We start from the raw sequence: 18,475 nt of genomic DNA, 5'->3' as shown, positions 1-18,475 counted from the left end.
CCCGTGGATCAGTCGGTGGCGGCGTCGAAGGACTCGCCGAGCCAGGCACAGACCTGATCGTCGACGTCGGCGGGGTCCAGCAACTTCAGGACGTGCATCGTACGGTCGCCGGAGACGGGCAGGCGGCGCGCGATCCGCGGGTGCTCGACCGGGCGCGGCAGGAACAGCCAGAGGTTGAGCGACCGGGCCTTGGGGCGCACCTCGGCGAGCTTGCGGTCGCTCTTGAGGAAGACCCCGACCCCGACCGCGTCGGCGTGGACGGGTCCCAGCGTGGCAAGGTGATCGACCAGCCGGTCGTAGATCTCCCGGTAGCTCTCGGGCCACGGGGCGAAGCACTCATCGACCGTGCAGCCGGGCACGCACACGTGCGGCTGCCCGGCACGCCCGAACTCGCGGTCGCACTCCGGACAGGTCCACCGGCTCACGCCCCCACACTAGAGGCCGGCGCGGCGCCTGGCGGGGACAGCCGTTAACGGCGACGGCCCGGTGGACGCAGGAGGCGTGCACCGGGCCGTCGCGGCCATGCCTAGTTGCGGGCGCGCTCCATGGCGGCCTGGATGGCGGCCCGCTCGTTGCGGAGCTTGGTGAGGGCCTCCTCGAGGATGGCCTCACCGTCGGCGTCGCTGCGCCGTTCCTTCACGTAGGCGAGGTGCGTCTTGTACGGCTCGTTGCGCGGGGGCGCAGGGGGGTTCTGGGGGTCCTTGCCGGCGGGGAAACCGCAGCGGGGGCAGTCCCACTGGTCCGGTACGGCGACGTCGGTCGCGAAGCTCGGCCGGGATTCGTGCCGGTTCGCGCAGTAGAACGTCACCCACACCCGGGGTGCCGCTTCACCGCGCTCGGCCTCTCCCATCGGGCCGGCACCGACGCGGCTGCCCCGAATGGCGTTGCCACTACCCACGGAGTACTCCTCGTTATTCCTGCCGTCGCGACGAGGACGCGACGGCCGTCAACTACTGCCTGGCCGGTATGCCTGTGCCGCGGATCAGCCGTGGTGGCCGTGTGCGAACAGCAGGCCCAGGGCGATGATCGACAGGAACCAGATGATGCCCGTGCCGATCGTGAGCCGGTCGAGGTTGCGCTCGACCACGGACGACCCGCCCAGCGATGAGCTGATACCGCCACCGAACAGATCCGACAGGCCACCGCCCTTGCCCTTGTGGAGGAGGACGAGCAACACCATCAGCGCGCTCGTGATGATGAGGACGATGGAAGTTCCGATGATCACAGCAGTTCAGCGCTTTCGTGATTAACCCCGCCGGGCGCGGGGAATAGTCGCGTATTCAGGTCATCCGTTCCGAGGGTACGTCACTACCCCCGCCCGTCTCAGCAGAAACGCCCAGTCCGGTGACGAAGATCAGGCGAGCCGCTCACGGAACCGGCAGATCTTGATGAACTCTCCGGCATCGAGGCTCGCGCCTCCGACGAGTGCTCCGTCGATGTCGGACTGCGCCATGATGCCGGCGATGTTGTCACCCTTGACGGAACCGCCGTAGAGGATACGCACCTGATCGGCGAGATCTCCACTGTACAACTCGGCGAGGCGTGTACGGATCGCGCCGCACACCTCCTGCGCGTCGTCGGGAGTGGCGACCTCGCCGGTACCGATGGCCCAGACCGGCTCGTAGGCGACGACGATCTGCCGGGCCTGGTCCGCGGGCACCTTCTCCAACGCGCCGTCGAGCTGGCCGAGCGTGTGCGACAGGTGCTCATTGGCCTGGCGGATCTCCAGGCCCTCCCCGACGCACAGGATCGGCGTCAGCTCGTGCTTGAACGCCGCCTTCACCTTCGCGTTGACGAGCGCGTCGTCCTCGCGGTGGTACTCACGGCGCTCGGAGTGACCGGCGAGCACGTAGGTGCAGCCGAGCTTGGCGAGCATCGCGCCCGACACCTCGCCGGTGTAGGCGCCCTTCTCGTGCGCCGAGATGTCCTGGGCGCCGTACTTGAGCACCAGCCGGTCGGCGTCCACCAGCGTCTGCACGCTGCGGATGTCGGTGAACGGCGGGAGCACCGCGACGTCGGCCGCCTCGTAGTCGGCCTCCTTGAGGCCGAACGCCAGCTTCTGGACGTGCGCGATCGCCTCGAGGTGGTTGAGGTTCATCTTCCAGTTGCCGGCGATGAGGGGCTTGCGGCCCCCCTCGCCGGCGGCACTCTTCGGCGCCACGTCAGTCCTCCAGAGCGGCCAGGCCGGGCAGCGTCTTGCCTTCGAGGTACTCGAGGCTCGCGCCGCCGCCGGTCGAGATGTGCGAGAACCCGTCTTCGGGCAGACCCAGCTTGCGTACGGCCGCCGCCGAGTCGCCGCCGCCGACGACGGTGAACGCGCCCGCGGCGATCAGCGCCTCGGCCACCGCCCGGGTGCCGCCGGAGAAGGCGTCGAACTCGAACACGCCCATCGGGCCGTTCCAGAACACCGTCGCCGCGTCGGCGAGCTTGCTCGCGAACAGCTCGCGCGTGCGGGGGCCGATGTCGAGGCCCTCGCGGTCGGCCGGGATCGCGGTCGCGTCGACGGCCTCGTGCGGCGCGTCGGCGGCGAACTCGGTCGCGGCCAGCACGTCGACCGGCAGCACGAGCTCGACACCACGCTGCTCGGCCTCCTTGAGGAAGCCGCTGACCTGGTCGAGCTGGTCCTCCTGCAGGAGGGAGTTGCCGACCTCGTGGCCCTGGGCCTTGAGGAAGGTGTAGGCCATGCCGCCGCCGACGAGGAGGCGGTCGACCTTGCCGAGCAGGTTGGCGATCACGCCGAGCTTGTCGGAGACCTTCGCGCCGCCGAGGACCACCGCGTACGGGCGCTTGGGGTCCTCGGTGAGCTGCTTGAGCACCTCGACCTCGGCGGCGACCAGCCCGCCGGCCGCGTGCGGGAGCCGCTGCGGCACGTCGTAGACGCTGGCGTGCTTGCGGTGCACCGCGCCGAAGCCGTCGCCGACGTACAGCTCGGCGAGACCGGCCAGGGCGTCGGCGAACGCGCCGCGCTCGGCGTCGTCCTTGCTGGTCTCCCCCGCGTTGAAGCGGAGGTTCTCCAGGAGGGCGACCTCGCCGTCGGCCAGCGCCTCGGCCGTCGCCTTGGCGGACTCACCCACCGTGTCGTCGGCGAAGCGGACCTCGCGGCCGAGCAGCTCGCCCAGGCGGGCCGCCACCGGCTTCAGCGAGAACTCCGGCTGAGGCTTCGTCGTGCCGGAGGCGCGCCCAAATGACACTGCGGGGCGGCCGAGGTGGGCGCACACGATGACGCGTGCGCCCTTCTCCGCGAGCTCGTTGATGGTGGGCACGCTGGCGCGGATGCGCCCGTCGTCGCCGATCACGCCGTCGGCGAGCGGGACGTTCAGGTCCGAGCGGACCAGGACCCGCTTGCCACGCACGTCACCGAGCTCATCGATCGTTCGCATCGGGGTCAGAGCCTCGCACCCACGAGCTTGACGAGGTCGACGAGGCGGTTGGAGTAGCCCCACTCGTTGTCGTACCAGCCGACGACCTTGATCTGGTCGCCGATGACCTTGGTCAGGCCCGCGTCGAAGATGCAGGACGCCGGGTCGGTGACGATGTCGCTGGAGACGATCGGGTCCTCGGTGTAGGTGAGGATGCCGCGCAGCGGGCCCTCGGCGGCGGCGCGGAGCGCGTTGTTGACCTCCTCGACCGTGGTCTCGCGCGACAGCGTGGCGGTCAGGTCGGTGGCCGAGCCGGTCGGGACCGGGACGCGCAGGGCGTAGCCGTCGAGCTTGCCCTTGAGCTCGGGCAGCACCAGGCCGATCGCCTTGGCGGCGCCGGTGCTGGTCGGCACGACGTTGAGCGCGGCGGCGCGGGCGCGGCGCAGGTCCTTGTGCGGGCCGTCCTGGAGGTTCTGGTCCTGGGTGTAGGCGTGGATCGTGGTCATCAGGCCACGCTCGATGCCGAACGTGTCGTTGATCACCTTGGCCATCGGGCCCAGGCAGTTGGTGGTGCAGGAGGCGTTCGAGATGATCGTGTGCTGGGCGGGGTCGTACGCGTCGTCGTTCACGCCCAGGACGATCGTGACGTCCTCGTTCTTGGCCGGCGCGGAGATGATGACCTTCTTCGCGCCGTTGTCGGCGTGCACCTTGGCCTTGGTGGCGTCGGTGAACAGGCCGGTCGACTCGACGACGATGTCCACGCCGAGGTCGCCCCACGGCAGCTTGGCCGGGTCGCGCTCCGCGAAGGCCTTGATGGTGTGGCCGCCCACGGTGATCTCGTCGGCGCCCGCCTTCACGTCCTCCGGCAGCCGGCCGAGGATGCTGTCGTACTTGAGCAGGTGAGCGAGCGTGGCGTTGTCGGTGAGGTCGTTGACCGCCACGACCTCGACATCGCCGCCGGCCGCGTTGAGAGCGCGCCAGAAGTTACGGCCGATACGACCGAAGCCGTTCACGCCAACCCGGATGGTCACGGCACCAATCTCCTTCGTCCCCCGGCGTCGTCTACCGGGGCAGTGACTTGATGTTTTTCAGAACCGACCTTATCGAACCCGGGCGGGGAACTCGTCACCGCGGCGCCGGGGCGATCGGTCCGCCGCCCGGCCGGGAGCCAACATCCATGGCGGGCGGCGAACCAGAGGCAGCCTAATTGGTCTAGACCATGTTGGTCCAGTCGTGGTCTAGACCAAATTGCCGGGAACCATCCGCATCATGCGTCCATCAAACCCAGCACGTATCAAGGGTGGGGCGCTGATTCACCAGGTGAATGCCTGCCTGCGCCCACAGAACGGCAAGGTAGGTGTCATGCACGAATCGTCCGCGCGCCCGAGTGGGGGCAACGGCAAAGCCATCGTCCTGGGTTTCCTCGCGATGATCCTCGGTGCCGCCCTCTGGGCGGTCATCACCGTGGTCACCGCGCACGAGTTCAGCCTGGTGGCGATCGGGGTGGGAGCCCTCGTCGGCCTGACCATGTTCGCGGCCCGGCCGTCGAGCACGGGCATCGCCCTGGTGGCGGCCCTGTTCACGATCATCGGCTGCGCGCTCGGGGAGTTCCTCGCGATCCCCGCGTACGTGGCTCACGAGACTCACCACGGCTTCTCCGAGGTGCTCAGCGTCGAGGTGCACCACCCGAAGGTGTACTTCGACTCGCTTGACGGCAAGACGTACCTGTTCTGGGCGATCGGCGCCGTCGCGGCGTTCAGCATGACGTTCCGGCGCATCCAGGCCGCCCGGGCGATGGCGTCCGCGCCCGCGCCGTACGCGGCGGCTTCCCAGCAGCCGTACGCGCCGCAGCAGCCGGCCGGCCCGGCGTACCCGGGCCCGCAGCAGCCCTACGGCCAGAACCCGCAGCCGTACGGGCCGGGGCAGCAGCCCTACGGCGGGCAGCAGTACGGAGGACAGCCCGGCCAGGGACAGCAGTACCCGCCGCGCTGAGAGTCCGCCCGGAACACATGCCCCGCCGCGCGGCGTCCAAGGCGCCGCTCGCGACCGGCGAGGACTCCGGGCAGCCTCCGAGAGCCCGTGTGGACCCCCTGCCCTGCCGCCTGGGACGAGGGTTTCCCCGAACGGTCTCTGAGAGCTCCGGAAGGTGAGGAGGGCCCGGCACGCCTGGCGTGCCGGGCCCTCCTCGCCTTCGCCGCGATCAGGGGGCGAGCATGTCGGCGGTGACGTTGGCCTCGGTGCCGGCGATGCCCTGGTCCATGGCGCGCTTGTCGGCCATGGCCAGCAGCCGCCGGATCCGGCCCGCGATGGCGTCCTTGGTCAGCGGCGGGTCGGCGAGCTGGCCGAGCTCCTCCAGCGAGGCCTGCTTGTGCTCCAGGCGCAGCCGGCCCGCCGCCACGAGGTGCTCGGGCGCGTCGTCGGCGAGGATCTCCAGCGCGCGGGCGACCCGGGCGCCGGCGGCGACCGCGGCACGGGCCGAGCGGCGGAGGTTCGCGTCGTCGAAGTTGGCCAGGCGGTTGGCCGTCGCGCGCACCTCGCGGCGCATGCGGCGCTCCTCCCACGCGAGCACCGAGTCGTGGGCGCCCAGCCGGGTCAGCAGCGCCGAGATCGCGTCGCCGTCGCGGACGACCACGCGGTCGACGCCGCGGACCTCGCGGGCCTTCGCGTGGATCCGCAGCCTCCGGGCCGAACCGACGAGCGCCAGCGCGGCCTCCGGGCCGGGGCAGGTCACCTCCAGCGACATCGAGCGGCCCGGCTCGGTCAGCGACCCGTGGGCCAGGAACGCCCCCCGCCACGCGGACTCGGCGTCGCAGGCGGCGCCCGCCACCACGTGCCGCGGCAGGCCGCGCACCGGACGGCCGTTGTTGTCGATCAGCCCGGTCTGGCGGGCCAGCGACTCACCGTCGCGGAAGACCCGTACGACGTAGCGGTTGCCCTTGCGCAGCCCGCTCGGGGCGAGCACCACGACGTCGGAGGTGTGACCGAAGACCTCGGCGAGGTCCTTGCGCAGACGTCGCGCCGCGGCTCCGGTGTCGAGCTCGGCCTCTATCACGATCCGGCCGCTCACAATGTGCAGTCCACCGGCGAAGCGCAGCAGCGTCGACACCTCGGACTTGCGGCAGCACGGCTTCATGACGGACAGCCTGCTCAGCTCGTCCTTCACCACGCCGGTCATCGCCATTGATGTGATCCTCCCCCTGTAGAACTCCGTCAGGGCAGTCTCGCCGAATCTCGCCGCGTCACGTGGCCGCTGACGAAGATCTGTGCGAACGCTTGGGCCAACCGTGCCGGATCATGCCGTGGAGATCCATCTTCCGCGGCGACGTCGGCGAGGGCCAGCCTGCCTCCGAGGGTACGGACGGCCTTTTCCAGAACATCGGGCTCATCGACGAGATTCCGGTCGGCGAGCACCACATCGATCTTCAGCTCGGGCGCGTGAGCGCGCAGGACCTCCAGGTGCGTCTGGGGCGAGAAGTCGTCGGTCTCCCCCGGCTGCGGCGCTAGGTTGAGCGCGACCAGCCGTTTCGCGCGGGTGCGGTGCAGCGCGTCGGCCAGCTCGGGCACCTTCAGGTGCGGCAGCACGCTGGTGAACCACGAGCCCGGCCCGAAGATCACCCAGTCGGCCTCCTCGACCGCGCGCAGGGCCTCCGGGCAGGCCGGCGGGTCTTCGGGCACGAGCGAGACGCTCAGCACCTTGCCGGGCGTCTTGGCGCAGGCCACCTGGCCGCGAACGCGTGAGATCTCCTCCGGCGCCGCCGGGTCGGCCCCCCGGACCTCGGCGACGATGTCGAGCGGCACCGAGGCCATCGGCAGCACCCGGCCTTCGGCGCGCAGTAGCCGGCCCATCCAGTCGAGGCCGGCGACCGGGTCGTCGAGCAGCTCCCACAGGGCGACGATCAGCAGGTTGCCGACCGCGTGCCCGTGCAGCTCGCCCTGGCTGAGAAAGCGATGCTGGACGACCTCGCTCCAGGTGCTCCCCCAGTCGTCGTCGCCGCACAGCGCGGCGAGCGCCATGCGCAGGTCGCCCGGCGGCAGGACGCCGAGCTCGCGGCGCAGGCGCCCGCTCGACCCCCCGTCGTCGGCGACCGTGACGACGGCCGTCAGGTGGTCGGTCACGCGTCGCAGCGCGGACAGGGAGGCGAACAGCCCGTGCCCGCCGCCGAGGGCGACGACCTTGGGGGAGTCCACGTCGTGTCATTCCCGTCCGAGATCCCGGTGGACGACCTGGAGGTCCAGGCCCTCGTCGCGGAGCCGGCCGCCGAGCTGTTCGGCCATCGCGACGCTGCGGTGCTTGCCGCCGGTGCAGCCGACCGCGAGCGTCACATAGTGCTTGCCCTCGCGTTCGTATCCCCGCACCAGGAGGCGCAGCACCTCGGTGTAGGCGTCGAGGAACTCCTTGGCGCCCGGCTGGGACAGGACGTAGTCGCGGACGGGGGCGTCGCGCCCGGTGTGGGGGCGCAGCTCGGGGACCCAGTGCGGGTTGGGCAGGAACCGGCAGTCGACCACGAGGTCGGCGTCGACCGGCAGGCCGTACTTGTAGCCGAAGGACACCACGGTGGCGCGCAGGCTCGACTCGTTGCCCTCGCCGCCGAAGAAGCTCACGATCTTGCCGCGCAGCTCGTGGACGTTGAGCGCGCTGGTGTCGATGACCAGGTCGGCCTCGGCGCGCACCTCGCGCAGGAGCTCGCGCTCGCGGGCGATGCCGTCGACGATGCGCCCGTCGGCCTGGAGCGGGTGCGGGCGGCGCACGCTCTCGAACCGGCGGACCAGCACCTCGTCGGAGGCCTCCAGGAACACCACCCGGGGGTGCGCGCCGCGCGCCTCCAGCTCGTCGAACGCCGACTGCAGGTCGGTGGTGAAGGCCCGGCTGCGCACGTCGACGACGACCGCGATGCGGGGCACCGCGCCCTGGCCGCGCTCGGCGAGGTCGGCCATGGTGGCGAGCAGGCCGGGCGGCAGGTTGTCGACGACGAACCAGTCGAGGTCCTCCAGGGACTTGGCCGCCGTGCTGCGGCCGGCGCCGGACATGCCGGTGACGATCACGATGTCGGGCACCTGCGGGGTGCCGCCGATGTTGGCCGCCGCGGTGTTCACGCCCCACCGCCCGACGGCGCCGTGCTGTGTCTCATGTGCCTGTTCCCCCGTCCTGCGCGTGCAGTGCCGCCACAATGCTCTCAGCGGTGCGGCGTCCGATGCCCGGAACCTCGGCGATCTGCTCGGGTCCGGCCTCCTTGAGCATCTTCACCGACCCGAAGTGCTTGATCAGGGCGGTGCGCCGGCTCGGCCCCAGACCCGGCACGGCGTCGAGCTCGCTTACGATCATGCCCTTCGAACGCTTGGTGCGGTGGAACCGGATGGCGAAGTCGTGGGCCTCGTCGCGGGCCCGCTGCAGGAGGTACATGCCCTCGCTGTTGCGCGGCAGGATGACCGGGTCCTCCTCGCCGGGCAGCCAGATCTCCTCCAGGCGCTTGGCGATGCCGCACAGGCTGACGTCGTCGATGCCGAGCTCGTCCAGCGCCCGCTGGGCGGCGGCCACCTGCGGCGCCCCGCCGTCGACGACGACGAGGTTGGGCGGGTAGGCGAACTTGCGGGGCTTTCCGGTCTCCGGGTCGATCGGCCCGCCCTCCTCGCGTTCGCCGAGGACGTCGAGCTCGCCGGTGCGTTCGGTCTCCTCCAGGTAGCGCCGGAACCGGCGGGTGATCACCTCGTTGATGGAGCGGACGTCGTCCTGGCCCTCGACCGTCTTGATGGAGAACCGCCGGTATTCGCTCTTGCGAGGCAGGCCGTCCTCGAACACCACCATCGAGGCGACCACGTGGGTGCCCTGGAGGTTGGACACGTCGAAACACTCGATGCGCAGCGGCGCCTGGTCGAGCTCGAGGGCGTCCTGGATCTCCTGGAGCCCCTTGCTGCGGCTGGTCAGGTCGGCGGCCCGGCGCGTCTTGTGCTGCTTGAACGCCTCTTTGGCGTTGCGCTCGACGGTCTCCAGGAGCGTCTTCTTGTCGCCCCGCCGCGGCACCCGCAGGTCGACCCGGCCGCCGCGGTGCTCGGCGAGGAGCTCGACCACGGCGTCCGGCTCGGGCGGCAGCGCCGGCACGAGGATCTCGCGCGGCACCGCGTCGCCGGCCACGTCGCCGTACATCTGGAGGACGAACTGCTCGACCAGGTCGCCGGTGGAGATGTCCTCGACCTTGTCGACGACCCAGCCGCGCTGACCGCGGATGCGCCCGCCCCGGACGTAGAACACCTGGACGGCGGCCTCGAGCTGGTCGTCGGCCAGCGCGATGACGTCGCAGTCGGTGTTGTCGCCGAGGACCACCGACTGCTTTTCCAGGGCGCGCTGCAGGGCACGGATGTCGTCGCGCAGGCGCGCCGCGCGCTCGTACTCCTGCTCCCCCGCCGCGGCGCGCATGTCCTTTTCCAACGCCTTGATGAACCGCGCGGTGTCGCCGGCCATGAAGTCGCAGAAGTCCTCGGCGATCTCCCGGTGCGCCTCCTCGGTGACGCGGCCGACGCAGGGGGCCGAGCACTTGCCGATGTCGCCGAGCAGGCAGGGCCGGCCCATCTGCCGCTGCCGCCGGAACACCCCGGCCGAGCACGTGCGGACCGGGAAGACCCGCAGCAGCAGGTCGACGGTCTCCCGGATCGCCCACGCGTGGGAGTACGGGCCGAAGTAGCGGACGCCCTTCTTCTTCGCGCCGCGCATCACCTGCACCCGCGGGACGTCCTCGTTCATCGTCACCGCGAGGTAGGGGTAGGACTTGTCGTCGCGGTACTTGACGTTGAAGCGGGGGTCGAACTCCTTGATCCAGGAGTACTCCAGCTGCAGGGCCTCGACCTCGGTGCCCACCACGGTCCACTCGACCCCGGCCGCGGTCTGCAGCATCGTCTGGGTGCGCGGGTGCAGGCCGGCGAAGTCCGCGAAGTAGGAGTTGAGCCGGGCACGCAGGTTCTTCGCCTTGCCCACGTAGATGACCCTGCCGCCCGGGTCACGGAACCGGTACACCCCGGGCGATTCGGGGATGGTCCCAGGCGCGGGCCGGTACGTCGCCGGATCTGCCACGTCGTCAGCCTAGTGCCGCGCGGGGACGGCGGAGGCCGCGTCGGCCGCTCCCGTGCCGGTCCGTACGGACGGCTCGGTCGGCGCGGTGCCGGTCCGTACGGACGGCCCGCGTCCTCGTCGCGATCGTCGTCATCTCGGCATCCGTGGCACCGTCGACGCGCTCGCCAGCGGCGCGACCCGGGTGTCCGCGCTCCACGCCCTCGCGTAGGCGGCCTCAGGAAGATCGGTCATGTCCCGAGCATGCCGGTCGCCACCGACAAAAGCCTCGGCCAGGCCACAGACAGGTCAGGTCGGGTCGGGCGTCGCGGTCGCGGGGCCGGACCCGTGACCGCGACGCCCCGGAAGGATCAGCCGAGCTTCAGCTCGCCGTTCTGGACGGTGACGTTCTTGGACGGGAGCGGCTTGTCGGCGGGGCCGTTGGCGACCGAGCCGTCGGTCACGTTGAAGGCGCTGCCGTGGCACGGGCAGTGGATCTTCCCGTCCGAGACGGAGCCCACGGGGCAGCCGCGGTGGGTGCAGATGGCGCTGAAGGCCTTGAACTCGCCCTGCTTGGGCTGGGTCACCACGACCTTCTCGTCCTTGAAGATCTTGCCGCCGCCGACCGGGATGTCGGAGGTCTTGCCCAGGCTGCCACCGCTCTGGCCCCCGCCGCTCTGGCTCCCGCTGCCCTGGGAGGCGTCGGCCGACGAGTCGTCCTTCGAGCCTCCGCAGGCGGTCAGTGTGCCGGCGAGGCCGACGAGACCGACTCCCACCAGCATCCCCCGGCGGGTGGACTCCGGTCCGGGCGTGGACGGATCGAACGGCATGAGACTCCTCCTTGGCTTCGGGAACGTTCCCCCTTTGCACGGAGGAATCGCCGGTTCGGTTCAACGGCAGTGCGAAAGTTTCCCTTTCACACCAACAGCACCAGGAGCACCAGGCGACGACTCGGTCAGCCGAGGATCTTGGCGAGGAACTGGCCGGTGTGGCTCTCCTCCACCTTCGCGACGTCCTCGGGTGTCCCCGTGGCGACCACGGTGCCACCCCGAGACCCGCCCTCCGGACCCATGTCGATGATCCAGTCGGCGGTCTTGATGACGTCGAGGTTGTGCTCGATCACGATGACCGTGTTGCCCCCGTCGACGAGACGGCCGAGCACGCCGAGGAGCTTGCGGATGTCCTCGAAGTGCAGGCCGGTCGTCGGCTCGTCGAGCACGTAGATGGTACGCCCGGTCGAGCGTCGCTGGAGCTCGGATGCGAGTTTCACGCGCTGCGCCTCACCGCCGGACAGGGTCGGGGCGGGCTGGCCGAGCCGGACGTAACCGAGGCCGACGTCGTTGAGCGTCTGCAGGTGGCGCCGGATCGCCGGGATCGCCTCGAAGAACTCCAGGCCCTCCTCGATCGGCATGTCGAGCACCTCGGCGATGGTCTTGCCCTTGTAGTGCACGTCGAGGGTCTCGCGGTTGTAGCGCGCCCCGTGGCACACCTCGCACGGCACGTAGACGTCGGGCAGGAACTGCATCTCGATCTTGATGGTGCCGTCGCCGGAGCAGGCCTCGCACCGGCCGCCCTTGACGTTGAAGGAGAACCGGCCCGGCTGGTAGCCGCGGACCTTCGCCTCGGCGGTCGCGGCGAACAGCTTGCGCACGTGGTCGAACACGCCGGTGTAGGTGGCCGGGTTCGAGCGCGGGGTGCGGCCGATCGGCGACTGGTCGACGTGGACCACCTTGTCGACCTGGTCGAGCCCGTTGATGCGCTTGTGCCGGCCCGGGACGGTGCGGGCGCCGTGCAGCTGCTTGGCGAGCGAGAGGTAGAGGATGTCGTTGACCAGCGTCGACTTGCCGGACCCCGACACGCCGGTGACCGCGGTGAACACGCCGAGCGGGAACGCCACGTCGACGCCGCGCAGGTTGTGCTCGCGCGCGCCCTTGACGACCAGCTCGCGACCCCGCTGCCGCTTGCGCCGGGTGGCCGGCACCGGGATCTCGTTGCGGCCGGACAGGTAGGCGCCGGTCATCGAGCTCTCGGAGGAGAGCAGCTCCTCGACCGTGCCGGACACGACGACCTGGCCGCCGTGCTCGCCCGCGCCCGGTCCGATGTCGACGACCCAGTCGGCGGCCTTGATGGTGTCCTCGTCGTGCTCCACGACGATGAGCGTGTTGCCGATGTCGCGCAGCCGGATCAAGGTCTCCAGCAGGCGGTGGTTGTCGCGCTGGTGCAGCCCGATGGAGGGCTCGTCGAGGACGTACAGCACGCCGACGAGGCCCGAGCCGATCTGGGTGGCGAGCCGGATGCGCTGCGCCTCGCCGCCGGCGAGCGTGGCCGACGCGCGGTCGAGGGTGAGGTAGTCGAGGCCGACGTCGAGCAGGAAGCCCAGCCGGGCGTTGATCTCTTTGAGGACCCGCTCGGCGATGTGCTTCTCGCGGTCGCTGAGCTCCATCGCCAGCAGGAACTTGGCGCACTCGCCGATCGGCATCGCGGCCACGTCGGCGATGGACCGGTCGTTGACCGTGACGCTCAGCACGACCGGCTTGAGGCGGCGGCCCTCGCACGACGGGCACGGGATCTCCCGCATGTAGCCCTCGAACCGCTCGCGGCTGGAGTCGCTCTCGGCCTCGGAGTGACGGCGCTGGACGTAGGGGATCACCCCCTCGTAGGTCGTGTAGTAGGAGCGCCGCCGGCCGTAGCGGTTGCGGTAGCTCACGTGGACCTGCGTGTCGTGGCCCTTGAGGATGGCCTTGCGCGCGGAGGCCGGGAGGCGCTCCCACGGAGTGTCCAGGTCGAAGCCCATCGCCTCGCCCAGCGCGGTGAGCAGCCGGAGGAAGTAGTCGCTCACGTGCCCGCCGGACCACGGGGAGATCGCGCCCTCGCCGAGGGTCTTCTCCACGTCGGGCACGATCAGCTCGGGGTCGACCTCCATGCGGGTGCCCAGGCCGGTGCAGTCGGGGCAGGCGCCGTACGGGGAGTTGAAGGAGAAGGACCGGGGCTCGAGCTCGTCGAAGGACAGGTCGTCGTAGGGGCAGTAGAGGTGCTCGGAGTACATCCGCTCGCGGCGCTCGTCGTCTTCCGGCAGGTCGACGAAGTCGAGGATGACCGTGCCGCCGGTCAGCCCGAGCGCGGTCTCCACCGAGTCGGCCAGCCGCCGCCGCGAGCTCTCCTTGACGCTCAGCCGGTCGACGATCACCTCGATGTCGTGCTTCTCGTACTTCTTGAGCTTCGGCGCCTCGTCCAGGCGTACGGTCGCGCCGTCGACCCGGGCACGGGAGAAGCCCTTGGTCTGCATGTCGCGGAACAGCTCGGCGTACTCGCCCTTGCGCCCGCGCACGACCGGCGCGAGCACCTGGAAGCGCGTGCCCTCCTCGAACTCCATCAGCCGGTCGACGATCTGCTGCGGCGTCTGCTTGGTGATCGTGCGGCCGCAGGCGGGGCAGTGCGGGTGCCCGATGCGGGCCCACAGCAGGCGCAGGTAGTCGTAGACCTCGGTGATGGTGCCCACGGTGGACCGGGGGTTCTTCGAGGTGGACTTCTGGTCGATCGACACCGCCGGCGACAGGCCCTCGATGAAGTCGACGTCCGGTTTGTCCATCTGACCGAGGAACTGCCGCGCGTACGCCGACAGAGACTCGACATAACGTCGCTGGCCCTCGGCGAAGATCGTGTCGAACGCGAGGCTCGACTTGCCGGATCCGGACAGCCCGGTGAAGACGATCAGCGCGTCGCGCGGCAGATCCAGCGAGACGTCCTTCAAATTGTGTTCACGTGCTCCGCGCACGATGAGGCGGTCGGCCACGGCGTATTCGCAATCCCCTTGAGAGCCTGGTCGAGACAGGTCAGCTTCAGGCTAACGAGTGGGTGCGACGGTTTCTTCCAGACGACCTCATCCACCCCGCTCGTCGCAGCTGAACCGTACACCTGTTCGAATGAAGGTCACCACCGGAACACACCTACTCGGGGCCGTCGTCGAGCGCGTGCTCCAGGTAGCGCTCCGCCGACCGGCGTACGGCCTCGACGCCGTCGGCGTGGACGATCCGCCGCCACCACGCGCCGTACACCCGCTCGAAGGGGTAGGGCTCCAGCAGCCGCAGCGCGCGCCGGATGACGCGGGGGCGCTCGGGAATGTGGTTGGGGTAGCTGTACATGAAGCTGACGTAGCGCCGATCCTGGACGACGGTGAGGATGTCGCCGGACAGCAGCGCGCCGCGCCCCTCCTCGCCGTCGCGCCAGTGCAGCACCTGGCCGCCCGTGAAGTGCACCCCGGCGTTGATCAGCGTGAGCCCGTCGCCGAGCGAGCGGGACTCCCCCGACCAGAAGACGACCGAGTCGTCGGGCCGGGCCACCCACTCGCGGTCGGCCTCGTGGATGTAGACCGGCGCGTCGAAGGCGTGCGCCCACTCGATCATCGAGCCGTAGAAGTGGGGATGGCTGATCGCGATGGCCGAGATACCGCCCAGCTCGCGCACCCGGGCGACCATGTCGTCGTCGATGTAGGTGATCATGTCCCACAGGACGTTGCCCCACGGCGTGCGGACCAGCAGGGCACGCTGGCCGATCGCGGTCGGCGGCGCGGCGCCGACACCGACGATCCCCGGCCCCTCCTCCTCGATCCTCCCCCGGTGCCCGGCCTCGCGCAGTTCGGCGAGGGTCGTCCACCGCTGGCCGTCCCAGCCGACGTACTGACGTTCGTCCTCGCAGATCGGGCAGTCGGCGCGCGGCGCGCCGTACTGCGCCCCGCAGGTGCGGCAGATGGGCAGATCGTCTCGCATACGGGCAGCGTAACCGCGGACGTCCGGGCGATGCAGGTCTCGGCGAGCCTCGCCGTGACAGGATGGAAGGTCCCGGAAAGCCGCGCCCGATCGGAGGACAGCGTGACCTACACAGGCGACGTCGAGGTCGGTGGCGCCCCCGACGTACGAGAGCTCCCCGCCTTGACGATCACCAAGCTGGCCGTCGGACCGTACGAGAACAATGCCTATCTGCTGCGCTGCACGGCGACGGGCGAACAGGTCCTCATCGACGCCGCGGCCGAGCCCGACCGGTTGTTCGAGATCATCGGCGACGGGCCGCTCTCCCGCGTCGTCACCACGCACCGCCACCAGGACCACTGGAACGCCCTGACCGCCGTGATCGACGCGACCCACGCGCGGCTGGTCGCCCACCCCGACGACGCGGAGGCCCTGCCGCTGCCGGTCACCGAGCCGGTCGAACACGGCGGCACCGTACGGGTGGGGCAGGCCACGCTGTCGGTCATCCACCTGCGCGGGCACACGCCCGGCTCGATCGCGCTGCGCTACGACGGCGAGACGCCCCACCTGTTCACCGGCGACAGCCTGTTCCCCGGCGGCCCGGGCAACACCTGGGGCGACGCGAAGCTCTTCCACCGGCTCATGGAAGACCTGGAGGAGCGCGTGTTCGGCGTGCTGCCGGACGAGACGTGGATCTACCCCGGGCACGGCAAGGACACGACCCTCGGGCGGGAGCGCCCGCACCTCGCCGAATGGCGCGAGCGCGGCTGGTGAGAGCCGGCCGGACGGCGCCGTCCGGCCGTTCGGAACGCTCCTTCCGCGGATCGCCGGGCCGTGCTGCTGCGAGCCAGGTGTCCATGCACCAAGATGGGGGAATGGGCATGCTCAGTACGCCCGGGACGCGTGATCGTGAGGCGGCGGGTAAGGAATGATGACGGGCGTGACCGACCAGGCACCCGATGCGGAAGACCTGACGAATGTCGAGCTCGCGGCGCGGCTGCGGATGACCCTCGGCCGGCTCAACCGCCGGGTGCGCCAGCACGGCCCGCAGGTCCTCTCCTCGAGCCAGGCGTCCACGCTGGCGAGCGTCGAGGCGCTCGGCCCCGTGCGTCTCGGCGACCTGGCCGCGCACGAGGGTGTCACCGCGCCGACGCAGAGCCGGCTGGTCGGCTCGCTCGAACAGCAGGGGCTGCTGCGCCGCATGCCCGACAGCGAGGACCGGCGCGCCACCCTGCTGGCGATCACGGCGCAGGGCCGCCGACAGCTCGAACAGCTGCGCGGCGAACGCTCGGCCTTCCTCGTCCGGCAGATCGCCACGCTGACGTCCGAACAGCGCGAGGCGCTCGTGGAGGCGCTGGGCGCCCTGGAGGCGCTCGCGGAGTCCCCCTACGACTGACCGAGCGCGCCCCGTAGCGCACCGACCACCTGGGCGACGAGGGGTTCGCGTTCGGCCTGCCGGCAGCCGCGCTCGACCCAGCTGAGGCAGGCGGCGTCGAGGAAGCCCAGATAACCGTGGAGCGCGTGGTCGAGCGCCGGGTCGGCCGGCAGCGCGAGCAGGTCGCGCAGCAGCGCCAGGTATCGGTCGCGGTTCCGCCTGCGCAGCTCGGCCGCCTCGGGCACGTCGCCGGCCGGCGACCTCAGGGGCGCGGCCCAGCCGGCCGGCGCCTCGCCAACGAAGTCGAGGTAGACCCGCACGGCCGCGGCCAGCCGGTCGTACGGCGCCGCCGCGGGGTCGTCGGCGACGCGCTGCCGCCGCAGCAACTCCTCGATCGCGGCGCGCACGACGTCGCGGTAGAGGCCGCTCTTGCTGCCGAAGTAGCGGTGGACGAGCGCCTCGGAGGCGTCGGCGGCGGCCGCCACCCGGGCGACGGAGACCTTGTCGTACGGCTCCGCGGCGAACGCGCTCGCCGCGGAGCGCAGGATGTCGGCGCGCCGGGTCTCGACATCGAGACGCCGCCGGGGACGCCGGTCCTTGCGCACGGGGTCCCCCCTTACTGAGCTACCCTCAACAGTACTACTGAGTCTCCCTCAAAAGGACCTCGATGACCTCGTGGATCGACCACACGATCTGGTGGCACGTCTACCCGCTCGGCTTCACCGGCGCGCTGGAGGCCGGGCCCGGACACCGCCTGGGCCGGCTGGAGCCCTGGCTGGACTACGCCGTCGAGCTGGGCTGCAACGGCGTGGCGCTGGGCCCGGTCTTCGCTTCGGAGACTCACGGCTATGACACCGTCGACCACCTGCGTCTGGACCCGCGGCTCGGGGACGACGCCGACTTCGACCGCCTCGTCACGGCCGCCCGCCGCCGCGGGGTGCGCATCCTGCTCGACGGCGTGTTCAACCACGTCGGCCGCGGATTCCCGCGGTTCGCCGCAGCGCTGCGGGACGGCCCGGACTCACCGGACGCCCGCTGGTTCCGCCCGCGCGGGGACGACTACGACTGCTTCGAGGGCCACCGTTCGCTCGTCGCCCTCGACCACGGCGAACCGGCCGTCGCCGAGTACGTCGCGAAGGTCATGCGGCACTGGCTCGACCGCGGCGCGGACGGCTGGCGTCTCGACGCGGCCTACGCCGTACCGCCGGAGTTCTGGCGGGCGGTCCTCCCGCAGGTCCGGGCGGCGCACCCGGACGCGTGGTTCACCGGCGAGATGATCCACGGCGACTACGCGGCCTACGTCGCCGGCTCCGGGCTGGACTCGGTCACCCAGTACGAGCTGTGGAAGGCGATCTGGAGCTCGCTGAACGACCGGAACCTGTTCGAGCTGGCCTGGGCGCTCGACCGCCACGACCGGTTCACCGAGGCGTTCACGCCCTCCACGTTCGTCGGCAACCACGACGTGACGCGGATCGCGACCCGTCTGGAGGAGCCCCGCCACCTGGAGCACGCGCTCGTCGTGCTGTTCACCGTCGCCGGCGTGCCGGCCGTCTACTACGGCGACGAGCAGGCGTTCCGTGGTCTGAAGGAGGACCGGCCGGGCGGCGACGACGCCGTGCGCCCGGCCTTCCCCGGCTCGCCGGCCGGGCTCGCCCCCTGGGGCCGGCCGGTCTACCGGCTGCACCAGCGGCTCATCGGCCTGCGCCGGCGCCATCCCTGGCTGGTACGGGCGCGTACGAGCGTCGAGCACCTCACCAACGAGGCGGCCGCGTTGCGCAGCCGTCCCGCCGAGGGCGGGCCGGGCATCACCGTCCTGCTGAACACCGGCGCGGACCCGTACCGCTTCCCGCTTCCGCTCGACGGCCTGCGCGTCCTGGACTCCGCCGAGGAGAAGGAGCCGGACGATCCCGCGCAGGTGCCCGGGTACGGGTGGGCGATCCTGGGCTAGGGCCGTTCT

The 18,475-nt window shown here is 70.9% G+C and carries 19 protein-coding genes; 5 read left to right on the top strand and 14 right to left on the bottom strand.

Annotation, left to right across the window (positions count from 1 at the left end; translation table 11 throughout):
- Positions 1-8: 8 nt before the first annotated feature.
- From OG417_RS27350 to gap, 6 genes are all read right to left on the bottom strand, one after another.
- Entirely contained in the window at positions 9-425 is a 417-nt protein-coding gene (locus OG417_RS27350; protein WP_329261982.1) for a DUF5655 domain-containing protein, read from the bottom strand.
- 101 nt (positions 426-526) lie between these two features.
- Entirely contained in the window at positions 527-898 is a 372-nt protein-coding gene (locus OG417_RS27345; RefSeq protein WP_285584093.1) for an RNA polymerase-binding protein RbpA, read from the bottom strand.
- Positions 899-982: 84 nt separating this feature from the next.
- On the bottom strand, positions 983-1,225 hold the full coding sequence (gene secG / locus OG417_RS27340; RefSeq protein WP_285584091.1) for a preprotein translocase subunit SecG: 243 nt from the start codon (positions 1,223-1,225) through the stop codon (positions 983-985).
- A 129-nt stretch (positions 1,226-1,354) separates the two neighbouring features.
- Positions 1,355-2,161 (bottom strand): triose-phosphate isomerase, encoded by an 807-nt coding sequence (gene tpiA, locus OG417_RS27335; RefSeq protein ID WP_329261979.1) that lies wholly within the window; start codon positions 2,159-2,161, stop codon positions 1,355-1,357.
- Between the two features lies 1 nt (position 2,162).
- Positions 2,163-3,380, bottom strand: coding sequence for a phosphoglycerate kinase (locus OG417_RS27330; RefSeq protein ID WP_329261977.1), 1,218 nt, complete (start codon positions 3,378-3,380; stop codon positions 2,163-2,165).
- Positions 3,381-3,385: 5 nt separating this feature from the next.
- Positions 3,386-4,390 (bottom strand): type I glyceraldehyde-3-phosphate dehydrogenase, encoded by a 1,005-nt coding sequence (gene gap / locus OG417_RS27325; RefSeq protein ID WP_329261975.1) that lies wholly within the window; start codon positions 4,388-4,390, stop codon positions 3,386-3,388.
- 331 nt (positions 4,391-4,721) lie between these two features.
- Here gap and OG417_RS27320 point away from each other — a divergent pair, with 331 nt between their 5' ends.
- Positions 4,722-5,351, top strand: coding sequence for a hypothetical protein (locus OG417_RS27320; protein WP_329261973.1), 630 nt, complete (start codon positions 4,722-4,724; stop codon positions 5,349-5,351).
- Between the two features lie 208 nt (positions 5,352-5,559).
- Here OG417_RS27320 and whiA read toward each other — a convergent pair whose 3' ends face one another.
- Genes whiA through uvrC form a run of 4 tightly spaced genes read right to left on the bottom strand, consistent with a single transcriptional unit; the run spans position 5,560 to position 10,422 of the window.
- Positions 5,560-6,540, bottom strand: a complete 981-nt coding sequence (whiA, locus tag OG417_RS27315) for a DNA-binding protein WhiA (protein ID WP_285584085.1) — start codon at positions 6,538-6,540, stop codon at positions 5,560-5,562.
- A 29-nt stretch (positions 6,541-6,569) separates the two neighbouring features.
- Positions 6,570-7,547, bottom strand: coding sequence for a gluconeogenesis factor YvcK family protein (locus OG417_RS27310; protein WP_329261970.1), 978 nt, complete (start codon positions 7,545-7,547; stop codon positions 6,570-6,572).
- Between the two features lie 6 nt (positions 7,548-7,553).
- Complete coding sequence (gene rapZ / locus OG417_RS27305; RefSeq protein WP_329261967.1) at positions 7,554-8,453, bottom strand: RNase adapter RapZ; 900 nt, start codon at positions 8,451-8,453, stop codon at positions 7,554-7,556.
- Between the two features lie 31 nt (positions 8,454-8,484).
- Positions 8,485-10,422 (bottom strand): excinuclease ABC subunit UvrC, encoded by a 1,938-nt coding sequence (gene uvrC / locus OG417_RS27300; RefSeq protein WP_329261964.1) that lies wholly within the window; start codon positions 10,420-10,422, stop codon positions 8,485-8,487.
- A gap of 52 nt (positions 10,423-10,474) precedes the next feature.
- Here uvrC and OG417_RS27295 point away from each other — a divergent pair, with 52 nt between their 5' ends.
- On the top strand, positions 10,475-10,630 hold the full coding sequence (locus tag OG417_RS27295; protein ID WP_329261961.1) for a hypothetical protein: 156 nt from the start codon (positions 10,475-10,477) through the stop codon (positions 10,628-10,630).
- A gap of 139 nt (positions 10,631-10,769) precedes the next feature.
- Here OG417_RS27295 and OG417_RS27290 read toward each other — a convergent pair whose 3' ends face one another.
- From OG417_RS27290 to OG417_RS27280, 3 genes are all read right to left on the bottom strand, one after another.
- Entirely contained in the window at positions 10,770-11,228 is a 459-nt protein-coding gene (locus OG417_RS27290; RefSeq protein ID WP_329261958.1) for a Rieske (2Fe-2S) protein, read from the bottom strand.
- A 125-nt stretch (positions 11,229-11,353) separates the two neighbouring features.
- A complete protein-coding gene (uvrA, locus tag OG417_RS27285) occupies positions 11,354-14,191 on the bottom strand; it encodes an excinuclease ABC subunit UvrA (RefSeq protein WP_329261954.1) in 2,838 nt (945 codons plus the stop codon).
- A gap of 154 nt (positions 14,192-14,345) precedes the next feature.
- The gene (locus OG417_RS27280; RefSeq protein WP_329261951.1) at positions 14,346-15,164 is read right to left on the bottom strand and encodes an MBL fold metallo-hydrolase; all 819 of its coding nucleotides are present in this window, start codon (positions 15,162-15,164) and stop codon (positions 14,346-14,348) included.
- A 102-nt stretch (positions 15,165-15,266) separates the two neighbouring features.
- On the opposite strand from OG417_RS27280, the gene OG417_RS27275 reads away from it, so the two are divergent.
- Both OG417_RS27275 and OG417_RS27270 read left to right on the top strand, forming a co-directional pair.
- Positions 15,267-15,917 carry an MBL fold metallo-hydrolase gene (locus OG417_RS27275; RefSeq protein WP_329261948.1) on the top strand — a complete coding sequence of 217 codons (651 nt, stop codon included), beginning with the start codon at positions 15,267-15,269 and terminating at the stop codon, positions 15,915-15,917.
- Between the two features lie 166 nt (positions 15,918-16,083).
- Positions 16,084-16,539: a MarR family winged helix-turn-helix transcriptional regulator gene (locus tag OG417_RS27270; protein WP_329261945.1), complete on the top strand. Its 456-nt coding sequence runs from the start codon at positions 16,084-16,086 to the stop codon at positions 16,537-16,539.
- Here the strand turns inward: OG417_RS27270 and OG417_RS27265 are convergent.
- Positions 16,530-17,123 (bottom strand): TetR/AcrR family transcriptional regulator, encoded by a 594-nt coding sequence (locus OG417_RS27265; protein ID WP_329261943.1) that lies wholly within the window; start codon positions 17,121-17,123, stop codon positions 16,530-16,532. The two genes, OG417_RS27270 and OG417_RS27265, sit on opposite strands and share 10 nt — an antisense overlap.
- A 62-nt stretch (positions 17,124-17,185) precedes the next feature.
- Here OG417_RS27265 and OG417_RS27260 point away from each other — a divergent pair, with 62 nt between their 5' ends.
- Complete coding sequence (locus OG417_RS27260) at positions 17,186-18,466, top strand: alpha-amylase family protein (RefSeq protein WP_329261940.1); 1,281 nt, start codon at positions 17,186-17,188, stop codon at positions 18,464-18,466.
- Positions 18,467-18,475: the final 9 nt, after the last annotated feature.

The organism is Actinoallomurus sp. NBC_01490 (assembly GCF_036227085.1).
GTDB classification, from domain to species: Bacteria; Actinomycetota; Actinomycetes; order Streptosporangiales; family Streptosporangiaceae; genus Actinoallomurus; species Actinoallomurus oryzae.
The sequence above is the reverse complement of the archived record's forward strand: the minus strand, read 5'-3'. Positions and strand labels throughout refer to the sequence as shown.